Raw genomic sequence first — 26,588 nt, forward strand, 5'->3', positions numbered from 1 at the left:
AAAGGGGGCGGGACATGCAGCGTGTCCCGCCCTCTTTCCTTGTCCCCCGGCGCTCCTGCGTGCGCAGAAGCACATAAGCCCGCTTCGCTTTCCCCTCCTGCGAACGAAGAAGCCGGGCTCCGAGCTTAGCCGTGGTCCGCCAGCAGGCGCGGCACCGGCGCGTCCTTGATGCGGAAGAAGCCTTGGTCATCTACGGTCACGCCCTCGCGCGGCTTGTGGCGCACCTGCACCACGCCGTTCTTGCCGAAGCCGTCGATCACCGGGCGGTCGCCCTGCCGGCTCAGCCACAGGCGAAGCAGGTGGCGACGGCGCTGCGGCTCGGGGTAATCGTCGAACCCGGTACGCGCATGCAGTGCGGCATAGTTCGACAGCCACTGGATGTCGCCGGGGCGGAAGTCCATCTCGATCGCCATGCCGGGCTCATAAGCGATCTCGTCGAACAGCTTGAGCACCTCGATCTGCGCGTCGGTCAGCTTCGGCACGCCCGGGTAATCCTGCGCGGTCAGGATGTAGAGCGATCCCGCATACATGCTGAACACGCCGTCGGTCAGGTCGATGATCGGCGAGGTATAGGTGTCGGCGGGCGCGCGCACGTCTTGGCGGCGCCAGTCCCAGTGGTATGGCTCGAACAGCAGGGGCGCGAGATCGGGGCGGCGACGCAGGATCTCGTTGTAGATCTGCGCGCCCGAGACGAGGCACGACGCGCCGCCTTCCTTGGCCGGGCGCAGGCACATCAGGGCGACGATGTCCGACGAGTCCGAATGATAGACGAGGCCGTCGCGCACCTTGGACGATTTGGCGGTGGGATCGTCCATTGTCTTGTCCGAGGTGGCATAGACCGAATCGATCAGGTCGCCCTTCTCGTTCTGGCGGATCGGATCGCCCATGTGCAGCCCGAGGATGTAGTAGATTGCCGCCGACAGCGCATCCGAATAGAGGTGCGTGCGCAATCCGCGCACCAGTACAAAGCCGCGCCCGCTGTCGACGTCGCGCCCCCATTCCAGCACCGCTTCGGCACAGGCGGTAAGCGGATATTCTTCCTTCTGGACAAAGCGCAGATCGGGATCGGCCTCGACGAAGCGCGTACCGAGGTCTTCCAGCTCCGCCAGCTCCTTGGCGGACAATTGGTAGATCCAGCCGTCGCCCTTCGACAGCACGTCGCCGCGCCATGCGGCTTCAGTGTGGATTTCCTCCAGCGGAGCAGCGGGCGTGATCGCCGCGGCGATGTTCATGATGATGGGCCTCCAGCCATTGCCGGGTTCGGGGGAATATCCACCCGACCATCGTTAGGATAACAGCGGCCCCGCCTTTCGACTTGTTCGTGCGGACCCCATTGCTTGATCTACCTGGCGTCCGCCGATCCTGCCGCCGCCTCTATCAGATCGAGGCGCGGGCGCGCGAAGTCGATGACCGTGCTGGTGCCATAGGCGTTGATCAGTTGCAGGCGGTCGGCGCGGGGGGTGAACGCGGGCCAGTCGGGCGCACCGGCATGGTTGGGGTTGCCCGTCCTCGCGAACGCGAGCCAATATTCCCCCATCAGCCGCGCGGTCGCATGATCCGCCGCGGTCCATCGATAGCCCGGGCGCGGCGGGCCGTTGTCGAACACGAACGGTATTTCGTCGGCATGGCCCACGCCAGGCGTGGTCGCGCGCAATGCTTCGGGCACATAGGCGAAGCGATAGAGATAGACCGGCGCGCCGTGCGCCGCGTGCAGCTTGGCGCGCCAGCGTGCGGGTTCGGTCATCGCATTCTCGCCCCACAGCCGCCCGATCTGCCTTTCACGCGTCTTACCTAAGGCGGCGTAGGCGGCGAGCAGCGCGGGGGCCTTGTCGCCGAACTGGCGCACCATCATCTCACCTCCGCCGGGAAACCAGCGCAACAGGCTTTCCTCGAAATCGTTGGCGCCGACCAGATAGGGTACCTTCGCCGCCAGTCCGATGCGGAACGCGACATCGGTGCGCGCGACGACCAGCTTTCCGTCGATTACCGGGCGCGCGGGGACGATGACCGGCGCGTCGAGGATCGTGTCGGCGCCGAGCGCGCGCAATTGCGCGAGCGTCGTCGCTCGCTTGGTCGTAGCCCAGGCGCTGCATTTTGCGGCGGCGGCCTCGACTGAATCGAGCATGTCGTTGCGCCCGCCAGATTCCGATATCGCCTTGGCGAACAGCCCTTTGGCGGCGGGTGAGGTCATCAGGAAATTGACCGACGAGGCGCCCGCTGATTCGCCGAAGATCGTGACGTTCGCGGCATCGCCCCCGAACGCCGCGATATTGTCGCGGACCCATTTGAGCGCGGCGATCTGGTCCATCATCCCGTAATTCGCGATCGGCTGCCCCGCCTGTTCCTTGAGAAGTTCGGGATGGACGAAGGTCCCGAACCGCCCGAGGCGATAGTTGAGCGTCACGACGATCGCGCCGCGAGCCGCCAGCGCGGCACCGTCGTAGTCGGGCATTGACCCCGATCCCATGATGAACGCCCCGCCGTGGATCCACACCATCACCGGCAGTCGCGCGGCGGGCGTCCCGTGCGGACGCCAGATGTTGAGAAACAGGCAATCCTCGCTCTGCTGATTGGAGTAGCCGGCGGGGAGCGGGTTGTTCTTCGAATCCTGCACGCAGTCCGCGCCGATCACGCTCGCCTGCCGCACTCCCGTCCATCGCGATGCCAGGGCGGGCGCGCGCCAGCGCAGCGCGCCGACCGGCGCCGCGGCATAGGGCACCCCCAGAAACGCTTCGACCGCGCCCGTGTCCTTTCCCTCGATCCGTCCCGCCGGCGCATCGACACGCGGACCGGCGAGGGCAGGCGAAGCGATCGCGCACAAGACGAGCAGGGCAAAGCGCTTCATACGGGTCGCTCCCTTGTGGTCAGGCGGTGGCGGGGTTCGCGGCGGCGGCATCGTCTGCGCCGCGCGCGAACGCCTGCGCCATCGCAGCGCAGACGATGAGCTGGAGTTGGTGGAACAGCATCACCGGCAACAGCACCGGCCCCAGCGCCGCCGGCGGGAACAGCGTCGAGGCGATCGGCACCCCGGTCGCGAGGCTCTTCTTCGAGCCTGCGAACAGCATCACGATCCGGTCCTCGCGCGCCAATCCGATCCGCGCCGATGCCCACCAGGTCAGCGCCATCACCGTAGCCAGCATCGCGGCGGAGACGAGCAGGATCGCGGCGATATCAGCGGCGTCCACACGATTCCACAAGCCCTCGACGATCGAGGCGCTGAATGCGGAAAAGACGATCAGCAGGATCGAGCTGCGATCGACGCGGCTTACCAGCTTGCGATGCCGGTCGATGACCTTCCCCATCCACGGGCGCAGCAAATGCCCGGCGGCAAATGGCAGCACCAGTTGCAGCACGATCTTCTCGATCGCAGTGGTTGATACGCTTGCGCTATGCCCCATCAGCAGCGCGACGAGGAACGGCGTCGCCGTCACGCCCAGCAGGCTGGAAAAGGACGCGCTGCACACCGCCGCTGCGACATTGCCGCGCGCGATCGCGGTGAAGGCGATCGACGACTGGACGGTGGAGGGTAACAGGCACAGGAACAGGATGCCGTCGAGAACGCCCGGCGCCATGTGCCCCGTCAACGCGGCGCGGATTGCCAGCCCCAGCAGCGGGAACAGCGCGAAGGTCGTCGCCAGCACCGCCGCATGGAGCCGCAGGTTGCTGAACCCCGAGACGATCGCCTCGCGCGACAGCTTCGCACCGTGGAGGAAGAACAGCAGCACGATGGACACGTCCGCGGCGATCTTCACCGCTTGCGCTGCGAGCCCGCGCACCGGCGCGACGCTGGCGAGCACCACTAGCCCCAGCATCAGCACGATGAATGGATCGACCCAGCCGATCGTACGCGACATTGTGCGCCGCAACGCGCTCACAGGTCGAGCACCAGATGCGCGGACCTGGCCCCTGAACAGCAGACCATCATTGTCCGGTTCGCGGCCTTTTCCGCATCGGACAGCACTTCGTCGCGGTGATCGGGCACGCCGTCGAGCACCGTCGCCTCGCACGCGCCGCAAACCCCCTCGGCGCAGGAATGCGGGATGTTGATCCCCGCCGCCTTCAGCGTCTCAAGGATCGTCGATCCTTGCGCGACCGCGTAGCAGCCGCCGGTGCGCGCCAATTCGACGGTGAACCCGCCCCCGGTCGCTGCGATGCCGGTGCCCGAGAAGCGCTCCAGATGGACGACAGCGTCGTTCACCCCTGCGGCCTCTGCCGCATCGACATAGGCATCTAGCATCCCGGACGGCCCGCAGGCATAGAAATGGCTGCCCGCGGGAGCCTCGGCAAAGATCCGCGCGAGATCCAGCCGCGCGCCGTGATCGGCCTCGAACACCGTCTCGAACGTCGTCGCCAACCCTTCCAGCACCGGCGCGATCTCGTTGAGCAGCGGCGCGTTTGCGGCGCTGCGCGCGCCAAAATGGAAAGAAAAGGGCCGTCCCAGCGTGCGCAGCCTCTGCGCCATCGCCCAGAGCGGCGTCACCCCGATTCCGCCCGCGATCAGCACGCTGTGCGCCGCGTCCTCTATCAGCGGAAAATGGCAACGTGGCGCGCTGACGGTGATGACGTCGCCTTCGGAGACCTGTTCGTGCAGGTGCCGCGACCCGCCCCGGCTGTCGGCGTCCAGCGCGACCGCGACGACATAGCGGCCGCTGTCCGCCGGATCGTTGAGCAGCGAATATTGCCGGATCAGATCGGGGGTCAGGTGCAGGTCGATATGCGCGCCCGCGACGAACGGCGGCAGTATCACGCCGGCGTCGGGCAGCAGATCCAGGATCGCGACCGCCCCGGCGCTGCCTGTCGCCCCCGTCACGCGGATCCGATCGACCCGCACGCTGATCCGTTCGACGTTCAACACTATCTGGTCCCGCCCCCTGCGCCCATTGAATGCTGCGACTGCGTGAGCATAGGTGACATGGCCCGCGCGCGACGGCTTGCCTAATTCGGCACGAATTCTTGCGCGTAGCCTGCTGTCACGCGCGGCCGGGTCGTCCCGCTATGGTCACCGCTGCTGCGTTGCGGCATCTTTATCATCGCCGGATAGCCGAGCATGCTGCGGGTGCTCGGTAGATGCGGGGATATTGAATTGCGGTTCACCACCAATGCCTATCCCAAGGAAGAACGCTGGGAGGCGTGGCGCTTCGCGCTGAAGCGCAAGTCGGTACTGCTCAACGTCATGAGCGAACCGGCCTATGGCGAGCTGTCGAGCCATCGCGGCGCCAACGGGCCCGAGTTCATTAGCATATCCTCCACCAGCCAGAACGTCACGATCGACCTGTCGGATCGCGCCGATCATATCTGGATGGTGCAGCTGCTGGAGGGCGAGCTTTCCGCCACGCTCGGCGCGCAGACGGTTGTCGTGCGTGAAGGCGACGTGCTGATCGGCGGGAACGATGCACGCGCGGTGCTGGATCTGCCGCGCGATCATCGCTTCCTGATGATGCATGTCCCGCGCGCGTTTTTCGGCCCGGCGGTGCGCAACCTGCTGCCCGCCGATCTCAGCCTGATCGCGTCGGATACCGGGGCGGGGCGGTTGCTGTCGGCGATGCTGCGCTCGGTCGCGGATACGATCAACGAGCTCACCAGCGACCGGCTGCGCCCGGTCGAACTCAGCCTGTCCGAATTCCTGCTCACTGCGCTGCTGGAGGGCGCGCCCGCGCGCTCGCTCGGCGGGTCGGCGGGTGCGCGCGCGATGCTGCTGGAGCGCGTCTTTCAGTCGATCGAGATGCATCTGTCCGATCCGACGCTCAACCTGCAATTCGTCGCCACCGAGCACGGCATCTCGATGCGCTACCTGCAGAAGCTGTTCGAATCCATCGACGACAGCTTCGGCCATTACGTGAAGCAACGGCGGCTCGAACGCTGCCGGATGGACTTGGTCAGCCCGCTGCACTCGCAGAAATCGATCTCTGACATCCTGTTCCAATGGGGCTTCAACGACTCGGCCTCGTTCAGCCGCAGCTTCCGCGAGCGCTACGGCGTGTCGCCGCGCGAATATCGCAAGGCCTCGCCCGGCGGCGAGGACGACAGCGTTCCCCAGCGCGGCAGCCCTGTCGCGCGCACCGCCGACGCGCCGACCGACGAATCGCTGGAGCTTGAGGCTGCGACCGAAGCCGGCATCGGCGCCGACGATGTGATCCCCGCCGGCGACGTGCGCCATCATCATCTGCGCGCGACGGTGGATACCGTCCATTGGGGCTATATCAGCCGTAACCTGCGCCCGGTGCTGCGCGTCCGGTCGGGCGATTACGTCACGATCGAGACGGTTACTCATCACGCCGGCGACGATCACGAACGGATGATCGACGGCGACCCGGAGGTCGAGCGCATCTACCATTGGGAAAAGGGCGACAAGGCAATCAACCGCCGCGGCGCCGGGCCGATGGACGCCTCCGCGGTCGGGCGCGGCGCGGGCGAGGGGTTCGGTGTCCATATCATGACCGGCCCCATCGCAATCGCGGGGGCGGAGCGCGGCGATGTCGTGGAGGTGCGCTTCCTGGAGATGACCCCGCGGCCCTCTAGCAGCACGAAGTTCGCTGGGCGCAGCTTCGGCAGCAACGTCGCGGCCTATTGGGGCTTTCACTACGGCGACATGTTGACCGAGCCTAAGCCGCGCGAGGTCGTCACCATCTATGAGGTCGAGCGGCGCCACGGCGGGCATTGTGCGCACGCGGTCTACAATTACCGTTACGTGCCGCAGACCGACCCCAATGGAATCGTTCACCAGCGCTATGATTACCCCGGGGTGATCGTCGATCCCGAGTTGGTGACGAAGAACTTCAACGTGCTGCGCGACGTGGAGGTGCCGGTGCGCCCGCATTTCGGCTTTGTCGCGATGGCGCCCGCACATGACGGGCTGATCGATTCGGTCCCGCCCGCCAATTTCGGCGGCAATATCGACAACTGGCGGATGGGCGCAGGTGGATCGGTGTTCCTGCCGGTCAATGTCGCGGAAGGGCTGCTGTCACTGGGAGATCCGCATGCGTCGCAGGGCGACTCCGAATTGTGCGGCACTGCCATCGAATGTTCGATGAGCGCGGTAATTCAGATCGTGCTTCATCGGTGCGGTGACCAGCCCGAGAAACTGCGTGACCTCGATTACCCGTTGATTGAGACGCGCGACGAATGGGTGATCCTGGGCTTTTCGCAGCCCAATTACTTGCGCGATCTGGGTGGCAAGGCGCAGAGCGACATCTACAAGCAGAGCTCGATCGAAGGCGCGATGCGCGACGCCTTCCGTAAGGCGCGCCGCTTCCTGATGACGACACGAGGGCTGACCGAGGACGAGGCGATCTCCTTGCTGTCGGTGGGGGTGGATTTCGGGGTGACACAGGTAGTCAACGGCAATTGGGGCGCGCATGCGATCATCCGCAAGGCGCTGTTCGTGCATTGATGGAGAGCACCGATAACAGAAGCGGGCGATTGTCGTTCAGCAGATATTCGTTCGTGCTGAGGAGAGGCTGAGGTCGTCGAAGCCTCGTCTCGATGCACCGTGGACCACCGCCCTTCAAGCGGCCGTATCGACAAGGTTAATGATTTCGCAGGACGGACGGAGTTCGTGAGGGAACCGCCGGCAAATGCGTGGAGGCCCGACCCGCCAACCGACCATGCACCTGACGACAAGTCGCCGTGTGCGCAGCATCAACGCGCGGGGGCGTCGGCTGCGCTAGCATCGCGGGCATGAGCATCGCGCCCCGCATCGCCGTCGTCGGCAGCATCAACACCGACATCATCATCGACGTGGCGGCACTGCCGCGCCCGCACGAGACGATCATGACTCGCGGGCTGCGGCGGGAGATCGGGGGCAAGGGTCTCAATCAGGCAATGGCCGCGCGGCGGATGGGCGCGCGTGTGAGTATGATCGGCACAGTCGGCAACGATGCCGAGGGGGCGGCGGCGTGCGACCATCTGCTCGTGGCGGGTATCAACACGCTCCATATCGATGGTGTCGCGGCGCCGACCGGAACCGCGCACATCATGGTCGCGGCCGATGGCGCCAATGTCATCGCGGTGACGGCGGGCGCGAACGCACTGGTGACACCCGCGCTGGTGGAGGCGGCGGAGCCCTCGATCGCGACCGCGGGGTTGCTGATGGTCCAGCTCGAAACTCCGTTCGACGCGATCGAGGCAGCGCTGCGTGTCGCGCGGCGGCACAATGTCCGCACGCTCCTTAACCCCGCACCTGCCGATCGCGCCGCGCTGTCGCTGTTACCGCTGGTCGATCTGGTGACGCCGAATGAGACCGAACTGGCGAGCCTGACCGGCACCGATGACGTGGCGGCGGGGCTGAAGGCGCTGGTCGCGGCGGGCGCGGGCTCCGCGCTGGTGACGCTGGGGGGCGATGGCAGCGCCGCGCTGATCGGCGACGAACTGCTGCGCCAGCCCGCATTTCCCGTGTCGGTTGTGGACACCACAGGCGCGGGGGACGCCTATAACGGTGCGTTGGCCTATGCGCTGGCGCTGGGCGAGCCCCTGCCCGTCGCGATGCGGCTGGCGGCGGCGGCGGGGGCGTTGGCGGTATCGCGCGCCTCGGCGAATGCGGCGCCAACCTATCGCGAGGCGATGGCGCTGCTGGGATAGCGCAGCGGCGCTCCTTCCCGTCCTGCCAGTAAAGGCTGGCATCGCTATCTTCTTCGAGAGTTGCTGCCCTGCGGCGGCCAGAAAGATGGATCTCGCGCCTCGCAGTAATGAAAATGGCGTGATGCGCGTCGAGGCGTCGCCGCTCGCATCAAGGCGCGCCCCCGCTGCTTCAGACAAGGCGCTTCGGTGTGAACCTAGCGAACGTTCACCCCGCCCCCCGCGCCCACTTGGGCGCGGGGGGCGCACCGACTTTAGAAGTTTCGGCTCAGGCGGACCTGTACGGTGCGGCCGATGCCCGGCAGGACATTGGCGTTGGCATCGGTGTCGTAACCGGCGATCAAGTACCGCTTGTCGAACAAGTTGTTGGCGTTCACGTCCACGCGCCACGGCCCGTCGATGACATAGACGCCTGCGCGGAACAGCGCATAGCCCGGCACCTTGATCGCCCCCGGCAGATAGCCGCCGGTCTGCGACGCATAGGTCACGCCCCCGGTCAGCCCCCAATGCCCCCGCCGGTCATAGGTGGCGAACAGCGATGCGCTCGTGTTCGGGGTGGCATGCAGGTAATAACCGTCCTGAAGCTCCGGGATGCGGTTGGCGTTGGTGAAGACATAGCCGCCATAGCCGTCGGTGCACGCAATCCCGGCAAGGCACGACGGCACCGTCAGGAAGAAGCCCGCACCCGCGGTCGGCAGCACCTTGGTCCGCTGATGCGTGAAGGTGCCGGTGACTCCCAGCGAGCGGGTGACGAGATAGCGCAGCTCCGCTTCGATACCCCGCGTCCGCCGCGCATCGACCGACTGGACCCCGGTGGGAGGGGTGGAGAGATACGACCGCTGCTGCTCATAGGCGTCGATCGCCGCGAACAGTCGCCCACCGAACTGCGAGATCTTGATCCCCACTTCCTTCAGCTTCGACGGCCCAAGATAGGCGTCGTTCTGCACCAGCGCGGGGTTGATCCCGCCGCCTTGATCGACCTGGACCGAGCGCGCCTCCGCATAGGTGCCGTAGAAGGTCGCCCATGGGAATTTGTACGCTAGCGAGGTGTTGAAGCTGCCCGTCGTGTCACTTGCGCGGAAGGTTTGGCGCGCGTCGCCTACCTCGCTGCCGGTGTTGAGCGACTTTACCTTGTAATTGTCAACGCGCCCGCCTGCGGTCAGGCTGACCGACCCCAGCGTCGCATCGACCAGCGCGAACCCGCCAATGTTGCGGATCGTGCTCTTCACATCGGTCGCCCAGGCGAAATTGTCGACCGCGAACGGATTGTTGAACCGATCGTCGATCGTCGCCCCGAAGCTCAGATCGCGACGGTCCTCGGACAGGACGAAGTCGTTCAGGCTGCTTTGCACATGCGCGTCGGTGAAGCGGTAATTTCCGCCGAACACGGTCTTCCACTCAATCGACCCGGTAACGAAGTCGGCGAGATAGCTCAGTCGCTGCTCTGTCACGGTGGAGCGATAATAGCTGCCAAAGCCGTAGCTCTGATAGTTGCGCGATCTTAGCGTGTTGACGAAGTTTTCGAACTTCAGTGTGCTATCATTGTCGAATGCATAGGCGAGGCGACCATAGCCGGTGTTGGTATAGGCCTCGTTGACGTCCACGCCCTCGTCGATGAAGGTCGTGCGCGGGCTCAGCTTTACCGTGCGGATCGTTGCCGGATCCAGCTTGGTGAAATCATTCGGCAACACCGGTACTCCGATCGCGGGGCCGTAGAACATCAGCGTCGACCCGCCGGTTACCTGATAGAATCTCTGAGGCGTGATATAGGGAGAGACACCATCGGAGATCTGCGCGATCGGGCGACCGGCGACGTAATTACCGTTGTCGATTAGATTCTGCGTTACGCGGTTCCAGCCGATGTTCTTCAGATAGCCGTCGGAATGAATGTATTGATAGGTCAGCTCGACCGACAGTTTCGATGTCAGGTCACCCGCATATGATGCCTGCCCGATTTGCGACTTGGGGTGCATGCCCTTGTAGAAGCTGTCGGAATCTTCCAGCTTGCCGAATAGGTGCAGCCCGCCCGTATTGCCACCGATGCCCAGTGGGATCGCGACATTGCCGGTCAACTCGCGCTGGTTGTAGCTGCCCAGCACGCCCGTCAGGTTGCCGCTCAGCTCGTTGACGTACTTCGTCTTCTCGCCGTATCCGGTCTTGGGGATGAAGTTCAGGTACCCGCCGACCTGCCCCGCGCCATAGACGGGCGAGGCGGGGCCGCGAACGATCTCGATCGAGGAGGTCGCATCGACCGGCGTCGGGTAATTGGCAAAGTTCGACAGCCCCTGGAAGCCGTTGAAATAGTTGTCCGCCATGTTGCCGCGCAGATTCAGGCTGCCCGGCACGCCGAAATAGGAGCCGGTCGAGGCGCCCGCCGACACGCTGGCGAGATCGAAGACGTTGCGGATGTTGTAGCGCGACAGCAGTTCGTCCGAAACGGCGGTGATCGAACGCGGGGTGTCGACCAGCGGCTTGTCGATGCCGAACACGCTTCCGGTCGATCCGGCCTGGATCACGCCGTTCAGGTCGCGCGCGCCGGTGACGACGACGTCGGCGCCTTCCTGCGAGGCATCCGCCGGATCGGCGGCGGCGGTCGCGGCAGCGGCCGGTACGGCTTGGGCGTGCGCCGAACCGGCGGCAAGTGCCAGCGCGACCGCGGATAGGCTAAGCGAATGCAGGCGCAGAATGCGCGATGGATCGAACATCGATTGTCCCCCTCTATTTGGTTGATCCCCGGCCCAGCGCGGCATGGGCGTGTTCGCTCTCCTGCCGACGGGTTCCCGTGGCCCGAATGTTCGATGCGGGCCGGCTAATCGTCTTGTGTCGGCGCGCACTGGAACTTTGCGTGGTGCACCTGCTGCCGCGGCGCTCGCAACAAGCATGACGCGCAGCGACAAGAGCGGTTGGCGCGGCTTTGGCGAAGGCGGCGAGGACCGCGATCGGCGCGGCATGGGGGTGGAGAATCGAATGCGGTGGTTCATCACGGGCGCGTCGAAGGGCTTCGGGCGCGCGATCGCACAGGCGGCGCTGGAGCGCGGCGACACGGTGTTCGGCACGGTGCGCGGCGAGGCGGATGCAGCAGCGTTCGCGGCGCTGGCGCCAGGGCCGGCGCCAGGGCCGGCGCCAGGGCTGGCGACCGGGCTGGTCGCCGATGTCACCGATCGCGCGGCGATCGACCGCGCGGTGGCGGCGGCGGGCGAGATCGACGTGCTGGTCAACAACGCGGGAGTCGGGATCACCGGCGCGATCGAGGAATATAGCGGCGAGGATGTCCGCGCGCTGTTCGATGTCAACGTCTTCGGCGCGATCGCGGTGTTGCAGGCGGTGCTGCCGGGAATGCGCGCGCGTCGGGCGGGGCGGATCCTCAACATCACCTCGGTCAGCGGCTGGGCGCCTTGGGCGGGAACCGCGCTTTATGGCGCGACCAAGTTCGCGCTGGAGTGCGTCGGGCGCACGCTGGCGCAGGAGGTCGCGCACTATGGCATCCGCGTCACCAACGTGGCGCCGGGCGGGCTGCGCACCGATTTCTCGGCCGCCTCGCTGCGATCGGCGTCGAACCCGATTAAGGGCTATGAAGGGCCGGCGCACGAGGCGGAGCGCACGTTGCGCGGCCATGCGGGCGAGGAGCCGGGAAACCCGGTGCTGGCGGCGGCGGCGGTGCTGCGCGTGGTTGATTCCCCCGAACCGCCGCTTCGCCTGCTGCTGGGCGCCGATGCGCTGGGTTATGCCGAGGGCGAAATGGTGGCTATGAAGGCCGATATCGACGCCTGGCGGGAGACCACGCTGTCGATTGCCTATCGGTGAACCGAGTAGCCGCGCAACTTTGTGTGCGCCGCCAAACAAGAGAGTCGGGCGGCGGCAGGGGTAGTAATGGGATGTTGGCATCCGCCGGCCGCATGTAGTCTGCCGGGGCGCTGCCACGATACGAGTTGCTAGGAGCGCCGTGATGGCCGCTTTGCCTAACCAGGAATTCATAGCCTCGCTGAACACGTCCGCCATCGACCTTGCCGATGCCGAGACGCTGCCGCCCGCCTGCTACACCGACGCCGGCTTCTACGAGTTCGAGAAGGAGGCGCTGTTCTTCCACGAATGGCTGTGCGTGGGTCGTGAGAGCTGGGTTGCGGGGTCCGGCGACTATTTCACCACCACGATCGTCGGCGAGCCGATCGTGGTGGCGCGTGGGCGCGACGGGAAGATCAACGCCATGTCCTCGGTCTGCGCGCATCGCGCGATGTTGGTCGCGGAAGGCGCGGGCAACACGCGGATGTTCCTGTGTCCCTATCATCACTGGGCGTATGGGCTGGACGGCAAGCTGGTCGGTGCGCCCGCGATGGAGAAGACCTGTAACTTCCAGAAGGAAGACCACGGCCTCGCGACCTTCAAGGTCGAGCTGTGGCAGGGATTCATCTTCGTCAACTTCGATCTTCAGGCCGCGCCGCTCGCGCCGCGCCTCGCCGCGGTGACCGAAGCGATCGCGGGCTATGACCTTGCCAGCGCCGAGGGAGAGAAGCCGGGCGCTCCGGGCGTTTTCGCTTGGAACTGGAAGGTCATGTTCGAGAACAACAACGACGGCTATCACGCGTCGAAGCTGCATCAGGGGCCGCTGCACGATTTCGTGCCGTCGGAACTGTCGGTGTTCCCGGACGCCGACCCCGCTGACGCCGGCTTCCTGCGCTACAATGGAACGCTGCATCAGGACGCCAGCTTCAACGCCACCCAGAAGGCGCTGTTGCCGGTATTCCCGGAGCTGGACGAGACCGCGCGCAGCCGCATGACGTTCGCCAACATCCCGCCGACGCTATCGCTGGTGATGATGAGCGACATGGTGATCTACCTGATCCTGCGCCCGACCGGGCCGGAGACGATGGAGCAGGATACCGGCGTGTTGGTCGCGCCCGGCGCGTCGAAGCACCCGTCGTTCGCGCACAAGATGGCGATGAACATGACGGCGGCGTCGCACATCATCGATCAGGACATGCACGTCGACGGGCTGGTGCAGGTCGGGCTGCGCTCGCGCTTCGCGCCGCGAGGCCGCTATTCGTGGCAGGAGGGCGCACAGATCCAGTTCAATCGCTGGCTGGTGACCCGCTACCGCGACACCTGGGACCGGCTAAACGGCGGCGCGAGGCCGGTCGTCCGCGCTGCCTGAGGCAAGAGAATCCGGACTGAGACATCCCGTCGGCGCCCACTGCGCCGGCGAACCACCCGGCACGTGCCGGACGACAGATCATACGAAGGGGGTTCTCATGTTGATGACCAGTGCGACCGGCGAGAAGCGCTCGGATACCGAGGCGCGCGCGCTCCATTTGCTAAAGGCGACCCCGGAGACGATCCATTGGGGCTATTTTCATCCCGAGGTGAAGCCCGCGCTGCGAGTCAACTCGGGCGATCTGGTGATGGCCGAGGCGATCACGCACCACGCGGGCGACGCGCCCGAGCTGATGATGGACCCAGCCATCCACCGCATCTACGCCGAGGTGCCCGAGGCGGATCGCAACCCCGGCGTGCACATCATGACTGGCCCGATCTATGTCGAGGGTGCGGAGCCCGGTGACATGCTCGAAGTGCGTTATCTGCGCATGGTCCCGCGCAACAATCATGGCTCGAACCTCGCCGCCAACTGGGGACATCTGTACGAGGAGTTCGGGAAGAAGGAGCGCGTGACGATCTACGCGCTAAACCCCAACACCAACACCGCGACCGCGGAATATGCCTATGATTTCCCGGGCACCTATCTGACCCCGGGCACGATCACGCATTGCCCCGAATGCGACCGGATGCCCGCGCTGGAGGGGATCACCGTGCCCGCGCGCCCGCACCTGGGCACCGCGGGCGTCGCCCCGGCGGTCAACGAACGCGTATCGACCATCCCGCCCGGGCTGCACGGCGGCAATATCGATAATTGGCGCATCGGCGCGGGCGCGACCATGTATTATCCGGTGCAGGTGAAGGGCGGGCTGTTCTCGATCGGCGATCCGCATGTGTCGCAGGGCGACGGTGAAATCTCGGGCACCGCAATCGAGGCGTCGCTCGACGTGCTGTTCCAGATCGTGCTGCGGAAGGACTTCAGCTTCCCCTCGCCGCTGCTGGAAACGGCCGATACCTGGATCGTTCACGGATTCCACGAGGACCTCAACCAGGCGATGAAGAACGCCTCGCTCGATATGCTGACGCTGTTGACCGAGCACCAGCGGCTGTCGCGCGACGACGCCTATTCGCTGATGTCGGTCGCCGCGGACTTCGGGGTCACGCAGGTCGTGGACGGGACACGCGGTATCCATGTACGCATCGATCGCGGCATCTTCCCGTCGAGAGGCGTGGTGAAGGACCCGCGTCGACTAGAGTGACGATGAAGGTGGCATGGCAAGCTGGAGCTTCTCGCTAGACGAGATCGAGGCTGGGGAGCGGCAGTCGGCGTGGATCGACGTGCTGTCGCGCCTCCGCCTGCCCGTGGCGGATCCCGGCTCGATGCGCGCGGCGGCTGGCGCGGTGACGGTCGCCACCGGGCCGCTGGGCACTGAATTCGCGCTGATGAGCGCGTCCGCGCAGACATTTTCAGGGCGCAGCGTCGATCTTCGCTCGAGCGCGTGGATCGTAGCGATCATCGCGGGCGAGGGCGTACTGGCGGGCGCCGGCGGGGAGACACCGGTAGCGCGCGGATCGTTGATCGTCGGGGCTCCGGAGATCGACACGACGCTGCGGATGGACAGCGACTTTCGCCTGCTCTTCGTTCGCTTCCCGCAGGTTGCGGTCAGCTCGCGGCTGGTGACTCCGGTGGAGCGGACGGTGCGCGCGGTGTGGCCGAATGCGGGCTTCAATGCTCTGTTCTTCGGGTTTCTCGACACGCTGGCTGAGCAGATCGGAGCGCTCGGCGAGGATCACCTGCTCGCCACCGAGCAATCGACGATCGAACTGCTCATCACGCTGGTGGCCAGTTCGGGCGGGATGGCGGCGCGCGGCGGCGCGGCGGGGGCGCGCGCTAGCCATTTGCGCCGCCTGTGCCAGCGGATCGAGGCCCGCCTGTCCGACCCCGAGCTGTCCCCGATCGGGATCGCAGCCGAGGATGGCATTACGCCGCGCTATCTTCAGAAGTTGTTCACCGCCGCCGGCCTTCGTTTTTCCTCTTATGTGCGCGAGCGGCGATTGGAGCGCTGCTATGCGGATCTCGTCAGCCCGATCCACGCGCAGCTGTCGATCTCCGAAATTTGCTACCGCTGGGGCTTCGGCGACGCGCCCCATTTCAGCCGTGCCTTCCGCGCGCGCTACGGCATTTCGCCGAGCCAGCATCGCGATGAAATCGCAGAGGCGGAACTAAGCTCAGACGTTGGGCCTTGCTCTGGGAGCAGTTGGCGGGACGCCCCTTGCGTCCGACGTCGTGTGTAACAGGTTCGACAGGGCCTAGGGTCAAGACTCGTTGATCACAGCCAGAAGATGACGGTGGCAGCAAGAGCGATGGCGGAGAAGAAGGCGGTTGGATAGCGATTATAGCGGGTTGCGACGCGCCTCCAGTCCTTGAGGCGGCCGAACAGGCGCTGTCAAAGCTAATGCACCTACAGCGACCGGCGGGGTAGGGGAGGGGCATGCCCCGTCCGCGCACGCCAGCCAGCCCGTTCCGCTACTTCAACTCGTCGCCGAAGGTGATCCGGCTGGTGGTGCTGATGTACGTGCGCTTCGCGCTTTCGCTGCGGAACGTGGAAGACCTGCTATTCGAGCGTGGGATCGACATCTGTCACGAGACGGTGAGGCTGTGGTGGAACAGGTTCGGTCCGCTGTTCGCGGGCGAGGTGCGGCGTCAGCGGGTGAGCCGCATGCGCGGCTTTCGTCATTGGCGCTGGCACCTGGACGAGATGTACTTGAAGCTGAACGGCGAGATGGTCTACCTGTGGCGAGCCGTCGATCACGAGGGCGAGATCCTCGAGAGCTACGTCACCAAGACCCGCGACAAGAAGGCGGCGCTCGCCTTCATGAAGAAGGCGCTCAAGCGCCACGGCTCGCCTGAGGCAATCACCACCGACGGTTTGCGCTCCTACGGTGCTGCTCTGGGCGAGCTCGGCAGCCGCGAGAAGCAGGAGGTGGGTCGCTGGGCCAACAACTGCGTGGAGAACTCGCACCTGCCGTTCAGGCGACGAGAACGAGCGATGCTGCGGTTCCGGCAGATGCGAACCTTACAGAAGTTCGCCTCGGTGCACGCCAACGTCCACAACCACTTCAACCACGAACGCCACCTCGTCGACCGACAGACCTACAAGCAGCGCCGCTCCGCGGCGCTGGCCGAGTGGCAGGCGCTCGTCAGCTGATCCGTGGCTCAGGAAGCCCTAAGTGCATCGTGTGGAGACGAGTTCGCATTAGACTGACAGCACCATCGGCCGGTATGTCGAGCCACGCCGCCGCGGTGAGCGTGAGTGGATCGTCGAACTGGGTCGCCAGTCGCTCGGCGACGACGCGCTCGATCTCGCGTGCGGGCACGCGCAGGCCTGTGCTGCTGGCGCCGGTGTGAAGCGCGCGGCTGACGTAATAGCGGTAGCGTGCCTTGCCCTTGCTCGCGTGCGTCGCCACCAGCGGCTCGCCAGCGTCGTCGACGATACTGCCGGCGAACAGGCTGGGGTTGCTGGCGCGTGGTGCGGTGCGGGCGCCCTGAACGTGATCAGCCAGCATCGCCTGCACGCGCTGGAAGGTGTCGGAAGGAATGATGGCAGGGTGCGTGCCTGCGGAGCTCTTGTTACGTGAGCGATGCGGCCGTCAAAAGTCACCCGTCGCAGCATCAGGAACAGCGCACCGCGCGAGAACCAGCCACCGCCGAGCGGCTTGCCGCTGGCGGTCGCGCGCTCGGGCACGCGGATGCCGTGCTGCTTCAGTTCGGCCTCGAGCAGCCGTACGTTGCCGAGCGCGAGGTAGCGTTCGAAGATGTGGCGCACGAGCGTGGCATGCTCTTCCACCACCGCCAGGCTGCGGCCGTGCGGGCGGTAGCCGAGCGGCGGTGTGCCGCCCATCCACATGCCGCGTGCCTTGCTCGCCGCGATCTTGTCGCGCATGCGCTCGGCGGTGACCTCGCGCTCGAACTGCGCGAACGACAGCAGCATGTTGAGCGTGAGCCGGCCCATGCTGGTGGTGGTGTTGAACGACTGCGTCACCGAGACGGAGCTTGCGTTGGCGCGGTCGAACGCCTCCACCAGCTTGGCGAAGTCCAGCAGCGAGTGGGTGAGCCGGTCGACCTTGTTGACGACGATGATGTCGATGCGGCCAGCCGCCACGTCGGCCAGCAGCCGCTGCAGCGCCGGGCGCTCCAGCGTGCCGCCGGAGAGCCCGCCGTCGTCGTAGCGGGTGGCAACCTCGCACCAGCCGTGCGACGCCTGCGAGAGGATGTAGGCCGAGCACGCCTCATGCTGCGCGTCGAGGCTGTTGAAGCTCTGCTCGAGCCCCTCGTCGCTCGACTTGCGGGTGTAGATGGCACAGCGCAGCGTCGTCATGCCGCCACCTTCTTCTTCAGCCCGAAGAACGCCGGTCCCGACCAGCGCGTGCCCGTGATCGCGCGCGCAACTTCGCTCAGCGAACGCCACTCGCGGCTCTGTCAACCCAAACGCACCGGCTCCGCGGGCGTCCTAAGGCTTGTGCATCGCAGGGTGCTTCAGCTACTATCCTAAGGCTATCAGTGCCGCGAACGCTCTCGAGTTAGTTTCGAGATCGCCTTCGTTCGCCTGCCATCGAGCAAGCGAACGGGGTAGAAGCTCGCCAATATCGCGCCAGGTGCTGTTGCTTTGACAACACCGTCTTCGCCAATCCCGTGGTCAAGCTCATGAAGGCACCGCCCATCACCTCCGCTACGGTGAGCTAGGGCACGGTCTAGCATCCTCTACAATTCCGAGGTAGGAGGCGGATGTGACGCTGACGATGGCACAGACCTGCCGAGCACGCTCGTACGTTGAACGTGGCTCACTTGCCTTGATGCTCACTAACCTTTTCGAAATAAAGATCTGAGGCGCCGACTATGACGACGCGTGTGCAGCCGATCGGTCGCTATGTCGCTCTTCTCTGTCTTGGTACCGTCGTTCCGACGATCTTATGTTCTGCTTTGCTGTTGCAGCAGCTTGTCGCTGACCAGGGCGTGCAGGCAGCTTCGAGAGCGCAAGGCTCTGCAGACCGTCTCACGACCCTGCTCGACGGCAAGCTCCTCAATCTCACCGCCGTCGTGCAGGCGCTAGCGACGTCCCCGCTCCTTGACGACGGGAACGTCGCAGCTTTCCGCGCGCAGGCGCTGCGTGCCGCAGACGGGCAGGATTATGGTCTGGTTCTTCAAAGCGCGCGGGGAAGGCGACTTGTCGACACAAGCTCATCGGCTGTCCGCGGGATAACGTCGCCCGGAGGGCCTCCCTCTTTTCCGGATGTTCTCGAATCAGGGCACGCCAAGGTGTCGAGCGTCTACCCGGACGACACAACCCGTCGCCCTCTAATAGCTGTCAGCGTGCCGGTCATAAAGGACGGTAAGGTCGACTATGTCCTAAGCGCCACGCAATCGCCCTCCAAGCTTCTTGCCTCTATAAGTCCGCCAAACGTCAACCGGACTTGGCGGATCGAGCTCGTCGACCGAAAGGGCGCTTCAACTGCCTCAATCGGACCGTCGATCCCGCTTGGCGGACCTCACGCGGTAGCGAGGTCAAAAGTTTCTGACTGGCGGCTGGCTCTTCGCGGTCCACGCGTCGGCGCCTTCTCGGTCGCGACCGGGCGCGCGCGCGATCGCATCATCGCCTTTGGGGTCGTGACCACATTGTTCGGCCTGGCTGCTGCCGGGCTGCTCGGTCGGGCGATGTCGAGATCGCTGAAGCGAGTACGCAACAGCGCTCACGGCCTAGCTGGCGATGGTCGCGCAACCGCGCCGGGATCCAACATTCGCGAGATCCGGGAGGTAGAGGAGGCACTGGAGAAGGTTGCCTTCCTGCTGCGAGAGCAGACGACACAGAAAGATCAGCATGCGGCCGCCCTGGCGGATCTCAACGCGAACCTTGAGGCAAGAGTTAGTGAGGAGACGCGAGAACTCGCCCTTGCGAACGCTCGGCTGGAGCATGAGGCGGAGGAGCGCGCATCTGTCGAGGCTCAGCTTCGACAGATGCAGAAGCTCGAAGCCGTAGGGCAATTGACCGGGGGCATCGCACACGACTTCAACAACATGCTCTCGGTGGTTATCGGCAGCATCGAGCTCGCGCAGCGACAAAAAGGGCTCGGGCAGGGGCATTTGGATCGGCTTTTGGGTGACGCCCTGTCTGGTGCACAATCGGCCGCAGCGCTTACCCGCCAACTCCTTGCGTTCGGACGCCAGCAATCGCTCTCACCTCAAAAGATGGATCTCAACGAGGTCGTCTTCGGCATGCGGGACATGCTTCAACGGACTTTAGGCGAGAAGGTCGTCGTTGACCTTAGGCTCTCGGGTGACCTCTGGCCGAGCTTCCTCGACCGACCGCAGACAGAAAGCTCGCTGGTGAACCTGGCAATCAACGCGCGAGACGCCATGCCGGCGGGAGGGACGTTGACGGTTGAGACGGCCAATCTCACGATCGACGAGGCCACGAGCTTGGCCCTCGAGCGTGTTGCTCCTGGCGACTACACGGTTGTCACGGTCAGCGACACTGGGACCGGCATCCCGCCAGAGCTGCTAAGTCGCGTCATCGATCCCTTCTTCACGACCAAGGAGATTGGAAAAGGGACGGGATTGGGCCTTAGCCAGGTCCACGGCTTCCTGCGCCAGTCAAATGGCTACCTGCGTATCTACTCCGAGCAGGGATCAGGCACCTCTGTCCGCCTATACGTGCCGCGTTATAACTCGCAGCGTGACGAGCGGCCGATCGGCATCGACGATCAAATCGATACGTCTGAAAAAGAGAAGATCGTCTTCGTCGTTGAGGACAACGACGTCGTGCGGGAAGCGAGCGTGAGGGGCATACGAGAGCTAGGCTATGAGGTTATCCATGCCTCATCGGGAGAAGAAGCGCTCAAGCGCTTGGCTGTGGTTGCGAAAGTTGACCTACTTTTTACCGACGTCGTGATGCCGGGGATGAACGGTCGGGAGCTTGCTGAGGCTGCATCGCGTGCGAAGCCGGGCATCAAAGTCGTTTACGCCACTGGATACAGTAAAAACGTGGCATTGAACGGGCTGGTCGACAAGGGGCGGCCCGTGATCGAGAAGCCCTTCACGCTGAACCAGCTCGCCACCTTCCTCCATGAGGCGCTCACAGACGAGGCAGCCTAGAGTCTGAGGGCTCTGTCAAACCAAACGCACCGGCTCCGCGAGCGCCTGAAGGTTTGTGCATTGTAGGTTGCTTCAGCTACTATCCTAAGGCTGTCAGTGCCGCGAACTCTCTCGAGCAGGTTTCGAGATTGCCTTCGTTCGCCTGCTATCGAGCAAGCGAATGGGTTAGAAATTCGGCGATGTCGCGCTAGGTGCGGTCGCTTTGACAACGCCGAGATGGGTCATCCGCATCTCGCTAGATGAGAAATGAGAGGCGCTCACGCCCGAGCACCAGCGAGGAACGCAACCAGCAGCGCCGCCACCTTCTCGGGCGCCTCGCGCTGCGGGAAGTGGCCGACGCCGGGTAGGCCGACCAGCTCGAAGGGGCCGCCGAACTTGGACGGCACGCGCTCAAAGCTGGCGGGCGCGGTGACGCCGTCCTCGTTGCCCTTGATGAAGAGCGCGGGCAAAGACAAAGTCGCGGTCGCCTTGATCTTGGTCTCGAGCCACTCGCTCCGGGGGTCGAACGGTGCGTTTTCCCAGCGCGAGCGATAGCTGTGCAGCGTCACGTCAATCCAGTCGGGATTATCGAACGATCGTGCGATGCGCCGGAAGGTGGCCTCGTCGAACCAGCCAGCCGGTGCCCAGTTGACCCAATGCACATGCGCGAACCCGTGCGGGTCGCGCCGCACCGCCTCCTCGCCGCGCGCGGTCGCCATGAACCAATGATACCAATAACGCTGCGCTTGCTCGAAGCTTGGCGTCGGCATGCCACCGAGCCGCGGCGGTGTCGCCAGCATCGCTAGCCGCTCTACACGCTCGGGCCAGCCGACCGCGAGCGCCTCCGCGATGTTCGAGCCCCAGTCGTGGCCCGCCACGGCGAACCGATCAATGCCGAGCGCATCGAGCAGCGCGATCATGTCCATGGCATGGATCGCGCTGTTGCCGGTGCGCGGCGCCGTGGGCTCGCGGAAGCGGGTCGCGCCAAACCCACGCAGCGTCGGCACGATGACGCGCCGGCCGGCCGCAGCGAGCGCGGGCACGACGCCGTCCCAGGTCGACGCGTCGTCCGGCCAGCCGTGGAGCAGCAACACCGGTGGACCGTCGGTGGGGCCCGCGACGGCGTAGGCTAGGTCGAGGTCGCCCGCGGCGATCATCGGCATGGCGTCCGCCTCAGCCGACCGCCGGGAAGCGCGCGCTGTCTTGCATCGGGCAGCCATTGTAGCGCGCGCGGAACGCCGCGGACATCTCATACGCCTGTCGCCGCGCGCGGTTGACCGAGCCGAGCGGCCGATGCGCGGCGAGGCCGTGCCACGGGCTGAAGAAGGTGTTCTCATCGACCGCACCGGCGAGGTCCGTTCCGATCGACAGCTGCGGCGCCACGGTGATCCGCGCGACGGTGCGATACGGGCTCGCAGCCTCGTCCCACTCGACCGAGGCGTCCTCGATCGGCATCGCATCGAGGTCGGTGTTGAGCTGTACGCGCAGCTCCCACTCGCCGCCACGCTCGATGATCGTCTCGCGTATCACCTCCCGCAGCGCGTCGGGGCGATCCGACGTGTTGACGCTGTCACCGGTCAGCTCGGTGAGGTTGGACGACACCGGTACCAGCGCGAACTTGGCGATATACTCACCATAGCGGAACGGTACCTGGCTGTAATAGCTGTCGCCGAGCGGGTGCGTGATCGGCGTGCCGCCCATCGTCGCGATCATCGCGCTCTTGCCGCCGACCGCCTCCAGCGCCGTCTCGACCCCGCGCAGCGTGGCGGAGAGCAGCTTCTTGGCCCATTCGGCGCGATCGGTCGTCGCGGCGAGCTGCTTGAGGCTGCCGAGGAACGCCTTGGCGTCGGGCGCGGCGAAGGCGGGCGCGTTGACCAGGATCAGGTTCTGCGTCGTGTCCTCGGCCGATTCGGGCAAGCGCTCGCCCGCGACGTCGAGGACTTTCAGCGCCAGCCCGCGCGGCGCCGAGACCGAGTCGTCGAGCAGGTCGCCCGGGTTGGTGGAGAAGCGCATCAGCACGCGGTGCGCGCCCGCTTCGGCGAACAACCCCTGCGCCAGCTCGGGCGGCAGGCCGTCGACGATCGCGATCTCGCCGGAAAGGATGCCATGCGCTTTGGCGTGGACGCTGCGTACCGCGTGACCGTAATCCTCCGAGGTGGTCTCGGTGATCGAACGCATCGTGTCGATCAGGTCGCGGTGGACCGTCTCCTCGTCCTCGATCGGGGTTTCGACGCTGTCGCTGTAGCGGACGGGGATGGCGGTCATGGGCTCTTCTCGCAGGCTAGGGGGCTGGTGGGGTTATCGGGCGGGGGTGAAAGCGAACAATCGCGTGGGCACCGATGCCGGCGCACCGGGCTTGAACCACGCGGTGTCCTGGATATGGCTCGCGGTCACGTAGATGCGCCCGTCCGGACCTTCGGCGAAGGTATCGGGCCAGCGGAGCCGGCGATCGGTGAGCACCGTCTCGACCGTCGCTCCGCTCAGGCGCTTGATCGAGTAATCCTGCGGCGAGGTGAGGTAGAGCACGCCCGCCTTGCTCATCCACAGCCCGTCCGCGACATGGGTGCGCGTGATGGTGCGCACGCCCGCGGCGCGGCGTGCTTCCGTCACGTCGCGAGCGAGGAGCGCCGTGTCGATCGAGTAGAGCGTCTGGCCGGTCAGCGCCTGATAGAACAGCGTCTTGCCGTCATTCGAGATGGCGATGCCGTCGGCGGCGAAGGCGGGTTGCCGACCATCGGGGCGGCGCAGTGGAGCACCGTCGAGCGTGACCGTCACGGCCTTGTCGACCTGGGTCGAAGGATGACCGTCGAGCGTCCGCCAGCTCTGGCCGCTCTCCAGATCCACGACGATGATCGCACCGCGTGTACCGCTGTCGGTGATGTACCCCAGTTTGCCGTCGGGGGAGAAACGGATATGGTTGAGGTAGGTACCCTGTAGCGCCACGTTCTCGGGCACCGGGATCACCTTGGTGACGGTATCGGTCTTGAGGTCGACGCGGACGAGCTTCGGCGCTCCCGGCACGATCTTCTCGTTGCCCGGCGCCCCGGGATCGAGCACCCACAGGTTGCCGCGGCCGTCCGGAACGATCGACTGCACGCAGACGAAATGATCGCCCACCGAGAGCTCGCTCGAACGGGCATTGCGCCACTCGTTCCAACGCGCGTCCGGATAGGGCCTCAGCGACCCATCCTTCATGACCTCCGCGACGGAGATCGGCGCATCGTCCGTCCAGCGCGGGAAGTTGACGAAGCGACGTTCGTCGGCGACCACCGCCACGCCCGTGGCCTGATGGTCGAACTGAGCGACTTCGGTCAATTGTGAGGGCCGCTGAGCGAGCGCTGCTCCGGCTACCGAGGCGATCAACGCGGCCGCAGTGGCTGCGGTGAGAAGGGGCATGGCTCGCTTCACGTCATGGCTCCGGCTAATTGAGAGGGAAGGTGGGCGACGTCTCGAGCGCAAACACCCGAACGCGGCATCTGGCCCACGTCCTGGCGCGGGGGACTGGACGTCCCCCGCCCTGGCCTCAGCGGCGCGCGGACGCCGCGAAGGCCGCCTTCAACCTCGCAACTGCGAGATCGTTGGCGTCCTTGGCGCCGCGGACGACCTTCGCCATGCCGAAGAACTCGTGCGTCACGCCCGGATAGGTCTTCTGCTCGACCTTGACGCCGGCCGCGCGCATCGCCGTGGCCAACGTCTCGCCGTCGGAGCGAAGCGGGTCGATCTGCGCGTTGATGATCGTCGTCGGCGGCAGACCACGCAGGTTCGCCGCGACGAGGTTGAGGCGCGGGTCCTGCGCGTCCGCCGGGCTGACCTGATAGTAATAGCCGAACCACTTGAGCATCGCGGCGTTCAGCGGCTTGGCGTTGGCCGAGTCCCTGCGCGAGGGCAGTGTCATGCTGCTGTTGGCGATCGGATAGACCGAGACGATGTGGCGCGGTACGGTCAGGCCGTTGTCGCGCGCGTAGATCGCGGTCGCGACCGCTAGATTGCCTCCGGCGCTCTCACCGGCCACCGCGATCTTCTCAGGGTCACCGCCCCAGCTCGCCGCCTGCTTCAAGGTCCAGCGATAGGCCGCCGAGGCGTCGTCGTGCTGCGCGGGGAACTTGAATTCGGGAGCGTGGCGATATTCGACGGACACCACGATCGCGTTGAGCGCCTTCGCCATGGCGCGCGGGGCAGCGTCATACGTGTCCACGTCGGCGATGACCCAGCCGCCGCCATGATAATAGACGATCACGGGCATCGGCTTGCGGCCTACCGGCGCCGCCGCGGGCCTGTAGACGCGCGCGAACTGCTTCGGGTCCGCGCCATAGGGCAGATCCTGCGTCGTCACCGACGAGTCGGGGTCGGTGGACATGCCCTTCTTCGCCATGACCGCCTTCGCACCGTCAGCAGCGGAAGGCTGCATCCGCGCCTCGGCGGGCGTGAGTGACTCGATCGGCTTGCCACCGAGACCGGCGAGCGCGTCCAATACCATCTGCATATCGGGCGCGGCTTTCGGCGGCTGGGTCGCGCTGGCGGGTGGTGCGGCGGGCGGCGGCGCGGTCGGAGTGGACGGCGATTGCGCCAGCGCGCCGGCGCAGGCTGTCAGCGCGGCGGCCGCGACAATGCCGGCGCGCAGAGGCAGCTTCGAGACGGATACCATGCAGTCCTCCTGTTGTTCGAACCTGAACAAAGAGGGAGCGGGCAACGTTTCTGTACGGAACCGTCCCAAGTCGAAGGCGGTCCGGGAGGATGAGCGATGACGGTCCTAACGTTTGCGAGCAGCTCGCCTGCGGACTCGGCTGCCGGTATCGGCGGATCGATCGGCAACAAGCTGCTGGCCGGCTGCTCCGCGCAGGACCTCGCCCTGCTGCGACCGCATCTGCAGCCGGTGACGTTCGCGGTGGGCGACTTCATCGCTCGCGCCGGCGAGCAGATCGACAGCATCTGCTTCCTCGAGCGGGGTATCGCCGGCGTGCTGGACTCGCTCGACGATGACCGGCGCTATGCCGTCGGACTCGTCGGCGCTGAGGGCTTCATCGGATGGCCGCTGCTGATGGGCAGCGATCGCTCCCCGTACGATGTCACGATGCGGGCCGAACAGGGACAGGCCCAGCGGATTACCGCCGACGCGTTGCTGGCCGCTATAGATCGAAGCGCCACGCTTCGTCTCGCCCTCCTACGCTACGTCCATGTCTTCATGCTGCAGATGGGGCGGACGATCGTATCGTCGCTGGCGCATGCGGTAGACCGCCGCATGGCGCGCTGGATCCTGCTGTACCATGACCGCGTGCAGAAGGATGAGATCTGCATGACCCACGAGGAGTTTCGGCTCATGCTCGGCGTCCGGCGCAGCAGCGTCACCGAGGCTTTGCACCGGCTCGAGGGTGAGCAGGCCATCCGCTCCGTGCGCGCCAAGGTGCTCGTGCACGACCGCGCCAAGCTGCTGACGCTTGCGGGTGACACTTACGGTCAACCGGAACAGGAGTATGCGCGACTGCTGAGCGGAGCTTCTTGTTGAACCAGCCTGCCCTGCTGCCAAGTCCATCGTTGAGCGCGCGTGCGCGTGATCTCTCTCCCTCCTGCCGGCAGATCCATTCGCTTAACCTTCCTTCAAAGATTAACGATTGGCCGAAATTGGAGACGATGATCTAGCGCTGAATGTCCGTGTGTGGACGCCCCACCGGATACAAGGGGGTGTTCGGAAGATTAGATCGCGCGGGTTCAGGTGCTTCCGTGTGTCCGGCCTGTGACGCAGCCATCATCACGGCTGCTGGCCTGTATGGAGATCGCGGACCGGGTCCAGACCGAAGTT

19 protein-coding genes and 2 pseudogenes are annotated in these 26,588 nt (G+C 65.5%); 9 read left to right on the top strand and 12 right to left on the bottom strand.

Annotated features, from left to right (window positions below):
* Window positions 1–125 precede the first annotated feature (125 nt).
* From QBJ89_RS02085 to QBJ89_RS02100, 4 genes are all read right to left on the bottom strand, one after another.
* The gene (locus QBJ89_RS02085) at window positions 126–1,232 is read right to left on the bottom strand and encodes a TauD/TfdA family dioxygenase (RefSeq protein ID WP_277978893.1); all 1,107 of its coding nucleotides are present in this window, start codon (window positions 1,230–1,232) and stop codon (window positions 126–128) included.
* 110 nt (window positions 1,233–1,342) lie between these two features.
* On the bottom strand, window positions 1,343–2,845 hold the full coding sequence (locus QBJ89_RS02090; RefSeq protein ID WP_277978894.1) for a carboxylesterase/lipase family protein: 1,503 nt from the start codon (window positions 2,843–2,845) through the stop codon (window positions 1,343–1,345).
* 19 nt (window positions 2,846–2,864) lie between these two features.
* Window positions 2,865–3,854 carry a bile acid:sodium symporter family protein gene (locus tag QBJ89_RS02095; protein WP_277978895.1) on the bottom strand — a complete coding sequence of 330 codons (990 nt, stop codon included), beginning with the start codon at window positions 3,852–3,854 and terminating at the stop codon, window positions 2,865–2,867.
* Window positions 3,855–3,871: 17 nt separating this feature from the next.
* A complete protein-coding gene (locus QBJ89_RS02100; protein WP_277978896.1) occupies window positions 3,872–4,852 on the bottom strand; it encodes a PDR/VanB family oxidoreductase in 981 nt (326 codons plus the stop codon).
* A gap of 195 nt (window positions 4,853–5,047) precedes the next feature.
* Between QBJ89_RS02100 and QBJ89_RS02105 the strand changes: the two genes are divergently transcribed.
* On the top strand, window positions 5,048–7,390 hold the full coding sequence (locus QBJ89_RS02105; RefSeq protein ID WP_431522496.1) for an acetamidase/formamidase family protein: 2,343 nt from the start codon (window positions 5,048–5,050) through the stop codon (window positions 7,388–7,390).
* A 287-nt stretch (window positions 7,391–7,677) separates the two neighbouring features.
* Window positions 7,678–8,577, top strand: coding sequence for a ribokinase (locus tag QBJ89_RS02110; protein WP_277978898.1), 900 nt, complete (start codon window positions 7,678–7,680; stop codon window positions 8,575–8,577).
* A 251-nt stretch (window positions 8,578–8,828) separates the two neighbouring features.
* Here QBJ89_RS02110 and QBJ89_RS02115 read toward each other — a convergent pair whose 3' ends face one another.
* Window positions 8,829–11,279: a TonB-dependent receptor gene (locus QBJ89_RS02115; RefSeq protein ID WP_277978899.1), complete on the bottom strand. Its 2,451-nt coding sequence runs from the start codon at window positions 11,277–11,279 to the stop codon at window positions 8,829–8,831.
* A 175-nt stretch (window positions 11,280–11,454) separates the two neighbouring features.
* Here QBJ89_RS02115 and QBJ89_RS02120 point away from each other — a divergent pair, with 175 nt between their 5' ends.
* The 4 genes from QBJ89_RS02120 (at window position 11,455) to QBJ89_RS02135 (ending at window position 15,957) form a co-directional block, all read left to right on the top strand.
* Window positions 11,455–12,378: an oxidoreductase gene (locus QBJ89_RS02120; RefSeq protein ID WP_277978900.1), complete on the top strand. Its 924-nt coding sequence runs from the start codon at window positions 11,455–11,457 to the stop codon at window positions 12,376–12,378.
* Window positions 12,379–12,520: 142 nt separating this feature from the next.
* Window positions 12,521–13,723: an aromatic ring-hydroxylating oxygenase subunit alpha gene (locus QBJ89_RS02125; protein WP_277978901.1), complete on the top strand. Its 1,203-nt coding sequence runs from the start codon at window positions 12,521–12,523 to the stop codon at window positions 13,721–13,723.
* Between the two features lie 97 nt (window positions 13,724–13,820).
* A complete protein-coding gene (locus tag QBJ89_RS02130; RefSeq protein ID WP_277978902.1) occupies window positions 13,821–14,921 on the top strand; it encodes an acetamidase/formamidase family protein in 1,101 nt (366 codons plus the stop codon).
* A 13-nt stretch (window positions 14,922–14,934) separates the two neighbouring features.
* Window positions 14,935–15,957: a helix-turn-helix domain-containing protein gene (locus QBJ89_RS02135; protein WP_277978903.1), complete on the top strand. Its 1,023-nt coding sequence runs from the start codon at window positions 14,935–14,937 to the stop codon at window positions 15,955–15,957.
* A 35-nt stretch (window positions 15,958–15,992) separates the two neighbouring features.
* Here QBJ89_RS02135 and QBJ89_RS02140 read toward each other — a convergent pair.
* Window positions 15,993–16,103, bottom strand: a pseudogene (locus QBJ89_RS02140) (IS5 family transposase); the annotation flags it as partial.
* Window positions 16,104–16,154: 51 nt separating this feature from the next.
* On the opposite strand from QBJ89_RS02140, the gene QBJ89_RS02145 reads away from it, so the two are divergent.
* Window positions 16,155–16,871: an IS6 family transposase gene (locus tag QBJ89_RS02145; RefSeq protein WP_277978904.1), complete on the top strand. Its 717-nt coding sequence runs from the start codon at window positions 16,155–16,157 to the stop codon at window positions 16,869–16,871.
* A 48-nt stretch (window positions 16,872–16,919) separates the two neighbouring features.
* Here QBJ89_RS02145 and QBJ89_RS02150 read toward each other — a convergent pair whose 3' ends face one another.
* Complete coding sequence (locus tag QBJ89_RS02150) at window positions 16,920–18,041, bottom strand: recombinase family protein (RefSeq protein ID WP_277978905.1); 1,122 nt, start codon at window positions 18,039–18,041, stop codon at window positions 16,920–16,922.
* Window positions 18,038–18,127 (bottom strand): annotated as a pseudogene (locus QBJ89_RS02155) (DUF2924 domain-containing protein); the annotation flags it as partial. The gene QBJ89_RS02150 and the pseudogene QBJ89_RS02155, both read right to left, overlap by 4 nt.
* A 432-nt stretch (window positions 18,128–18,559) precedes the next feature.
* Between QBJ89_RS02155 and QBJ89_RS02160 the strand changes: the two are divergent.
* Window positions 18,560–20,812, top strand: coding sequence for a hybrid sensor histidine kinase/response regulator (locus QBJ89_RS02160; RefSeq protein ID WP_277978906.1), 2,253 nt, complete (start codon window positions 18,560–18,562; stop codon window positions 20,810–20,812).
* 257 nt (window positions 20,813–21,069) lie between these two features.
* On the opposite strand, the gene QBJ89_RS02165 is transcribed toward QBJ89_RS02160, so the two are convergent.
* The 4 genes from QBJ89_RS02165 to QBJ89_RS02180 all read right to left on the bottom strand — a co-directional run bounded on the left by QBJ89_RS02165 (window position 21,070) and on the right by QBJ89_RS02180 (window position 25,436).
* Window positions 21,070–21,954 (bottom strand): alpha/beta fold hydrolase, encoded by an 885-nt coding sequence (locus tag QBJ89_RS02165; protein ID WP_277978907.1) that lies wholly within the window; start codon window positions 21,952–21,954, stop codon window positions 21,070–21,072.
* 10 nt (window positions 21,955–21,964) lie between these two features.
* The gene (locus QBJ89_RS02170) at window positions 21,965–23,056 is read right to left on the bottom strand and encodes a catalase family protein (RefSeq protein WP_277978908.1); all 1,092 of its coding nucleotides are present in this window, start codon (window positions 23,054–23,056) and stop codon (window positions 21,965–21,967) included.
* 33 nt (window positions 23,057–23,089) lie between these two features.
* The gene (locus QBJ89_RS02175; RefSeq protein WP_277978909.1) at window positions 23,090–24,106 is read right to left on the bottom strand and encodes an L-dopachrome tautomerase-related protein; all 1,017 of its coding nucleotides are present in this window, start codon (window positions 24,104–24,106) and stop codon (window positions 23,090–23,092) included.
* A 208-nt stretch (window positions 24,107–24,314) separates the two neighbouring features.
* A complete protein-coding gene (locus QBJ89_RS02180) occupies window positions 24,315–25,436 on the bottom strand; it encodes an alpha/beta hydrolase (protein WP_277978910.1) in 1,122 nt (373 codons plus the stop codon).
* A 240-nt stretch (window positions 25,437–25,676) separates the two neighbouring features.
* Between QBJ89_RS02180 and QBJ89_RS02185 the strand changes: the two genes are divergently transcribed.
* Window positions 25,677–26,294, top strand: a complete 618-nt coding sequence (locus QBJ89_RS02185) for a Crp/Fnr family transcriptional regulator (RefSeq protein ID WP_277978911.1) — start codon at window positions 25,677–25,679, stop codon at window positions 26,292–26,294.
* The last annotated feature ends 294 nt before the right edge of the window (window positions 26,295–26,588 follow it).

It is taken from the genome of Sphingomonas phyllosphaerae (assembly GCF_029623345.1).
In the GTDB taxonomy this organism is placed as follows: Bacteria; Pseudomonadota; Alphaproteobacteria; order Sphingomonadales; family Sphingomonadaceae; genus Sphingomonas; species Sphingomonas phyllosphaerae_C.

What these genes read in the sequence shown, in the direction of transcription:
- QBJ89_RS02085 (WP_277978893.1), bottom strand. Translation starts at nt 1,232, where the DNA reads ATGAACATCGCCGCGGCGATCACGCCCGCTGCTCCGCTGGAGGAAATC.
- QBJ89_RS02120 (WP_277978900.1), top strand. Translation starts at nt 11,455, where the DNA reads ATGACGCGCAGCGACAAGAGCGGTTGGCGCGGCTTTGGCGAAGGCGGC.
- QBJ89_RS02135 (WP_277978903.1), top strand. Translation starts at nt 14,935, where the DNA reads ATGGCAAGCTGGAGCTTCTCGCTAGACGAGATCGAGGCTGGGGAGCGG.
- QBJ89_RS02165 (WP_277978907.1), bottom strand. Translation starts at nt 21,954, where the DNA reads ATGCCGATGATCGCCGCGGGCGACCTCGACCTAGCCTACGCCGTCGCG.
- QBJ89_RS02090 (WP_277978894.1), bottom strand. Translation starts at nt 2,845, where the DNA reads ATGAAGCGCTTTGCCCTGCTCGTCTTGTGCGCGATCGCTTCGCCTGCC.
- QBJ89_RS02115 (WP_277978899.1), bottom strand. Translation starts at nt 11,279, where the DNA reads ATGTTCGATCCATCGCGCATTCTGCGCCTGCATTCGCTTAGCCTATCC.
- QBJ89_RS02095 (WP_277978895.1), bottom strand. Translation starts at nt 3,854, where the DNA reads ATGTCGCGTACGATCGGCTGGGTCGATCCATTCATCGTGCTGATGCTG.
- QBJ89_RS02170 (WP_277978908.1), bottom strand. Translation starts at nt 23,056, where the DNA reads ATGACCGCCATCCCCGTCCGCTACAGCGACAGCGTCGAAACCCCGATC.
- QBJ89_RS02125 (WP_277978901.1), top strand. Translation starts at nt 12,521, where the DNA reads ATGGCCGCTTTGCCTAACCAGGAATTCATAGCCTCGCTGAACACGTCC.
- QBJ89_RS02145 (WP_277978904.1), top strand. Translation starts at nt 16,155, where the DNA reads ATGCCCCGTCCGCGCACGCCAGCCAGCCCGTTCCGCTACTTCAACTCG.
- QBJ89_RS02160 (WP_277978906.1), top strand. Translation starts at nt 18,560, where the DNA reads ATGACGACGCGTGTGCAGCCGATCGGTCGCTATGTCGCTCTTCTCTGT.
- QBJ89_RS02150 (WP_277978905.1), bottom strand. Translation starts at nt 18,041, where the DNA reads ATGACGACGCTGCGCTGTGCCATCTACACCCGCAAGTCGAGCGACGAG.
- QBJ89_RS02130 (WP_277978902.1), top strand. Translation starts at nt 13,821, where the DNA reads ATGTTGATGACCAGTGCGACCGGCGAGAAGCGCTCGGATACCGAGGCG.
- QBJ89_RS02110 (WP_277978898.1), top strand. Translation starts at nt 7,678, where the DNA reads ATGAGCATCGCGCCCCGCATCGCCGTCGTCGGCAGCATCAACACCGAC.
- QBJ89_RS02180 (WP_277978910.1), bottom strand. Translation starts at nt 25,436, where the DNA reads ATGGTATCCGTCTCGAAGCTGCCTCTGCGCGCCGGCATTGTCGCGGCC.
- QBJ89_RS02105 (WP_431522496.1), top strand. Translation starts at nt 5,048, where the DNA reads ATGCTGCGGGTGCTCGGTAGATGCGGGGATATTGAATTGCGGTTCACC.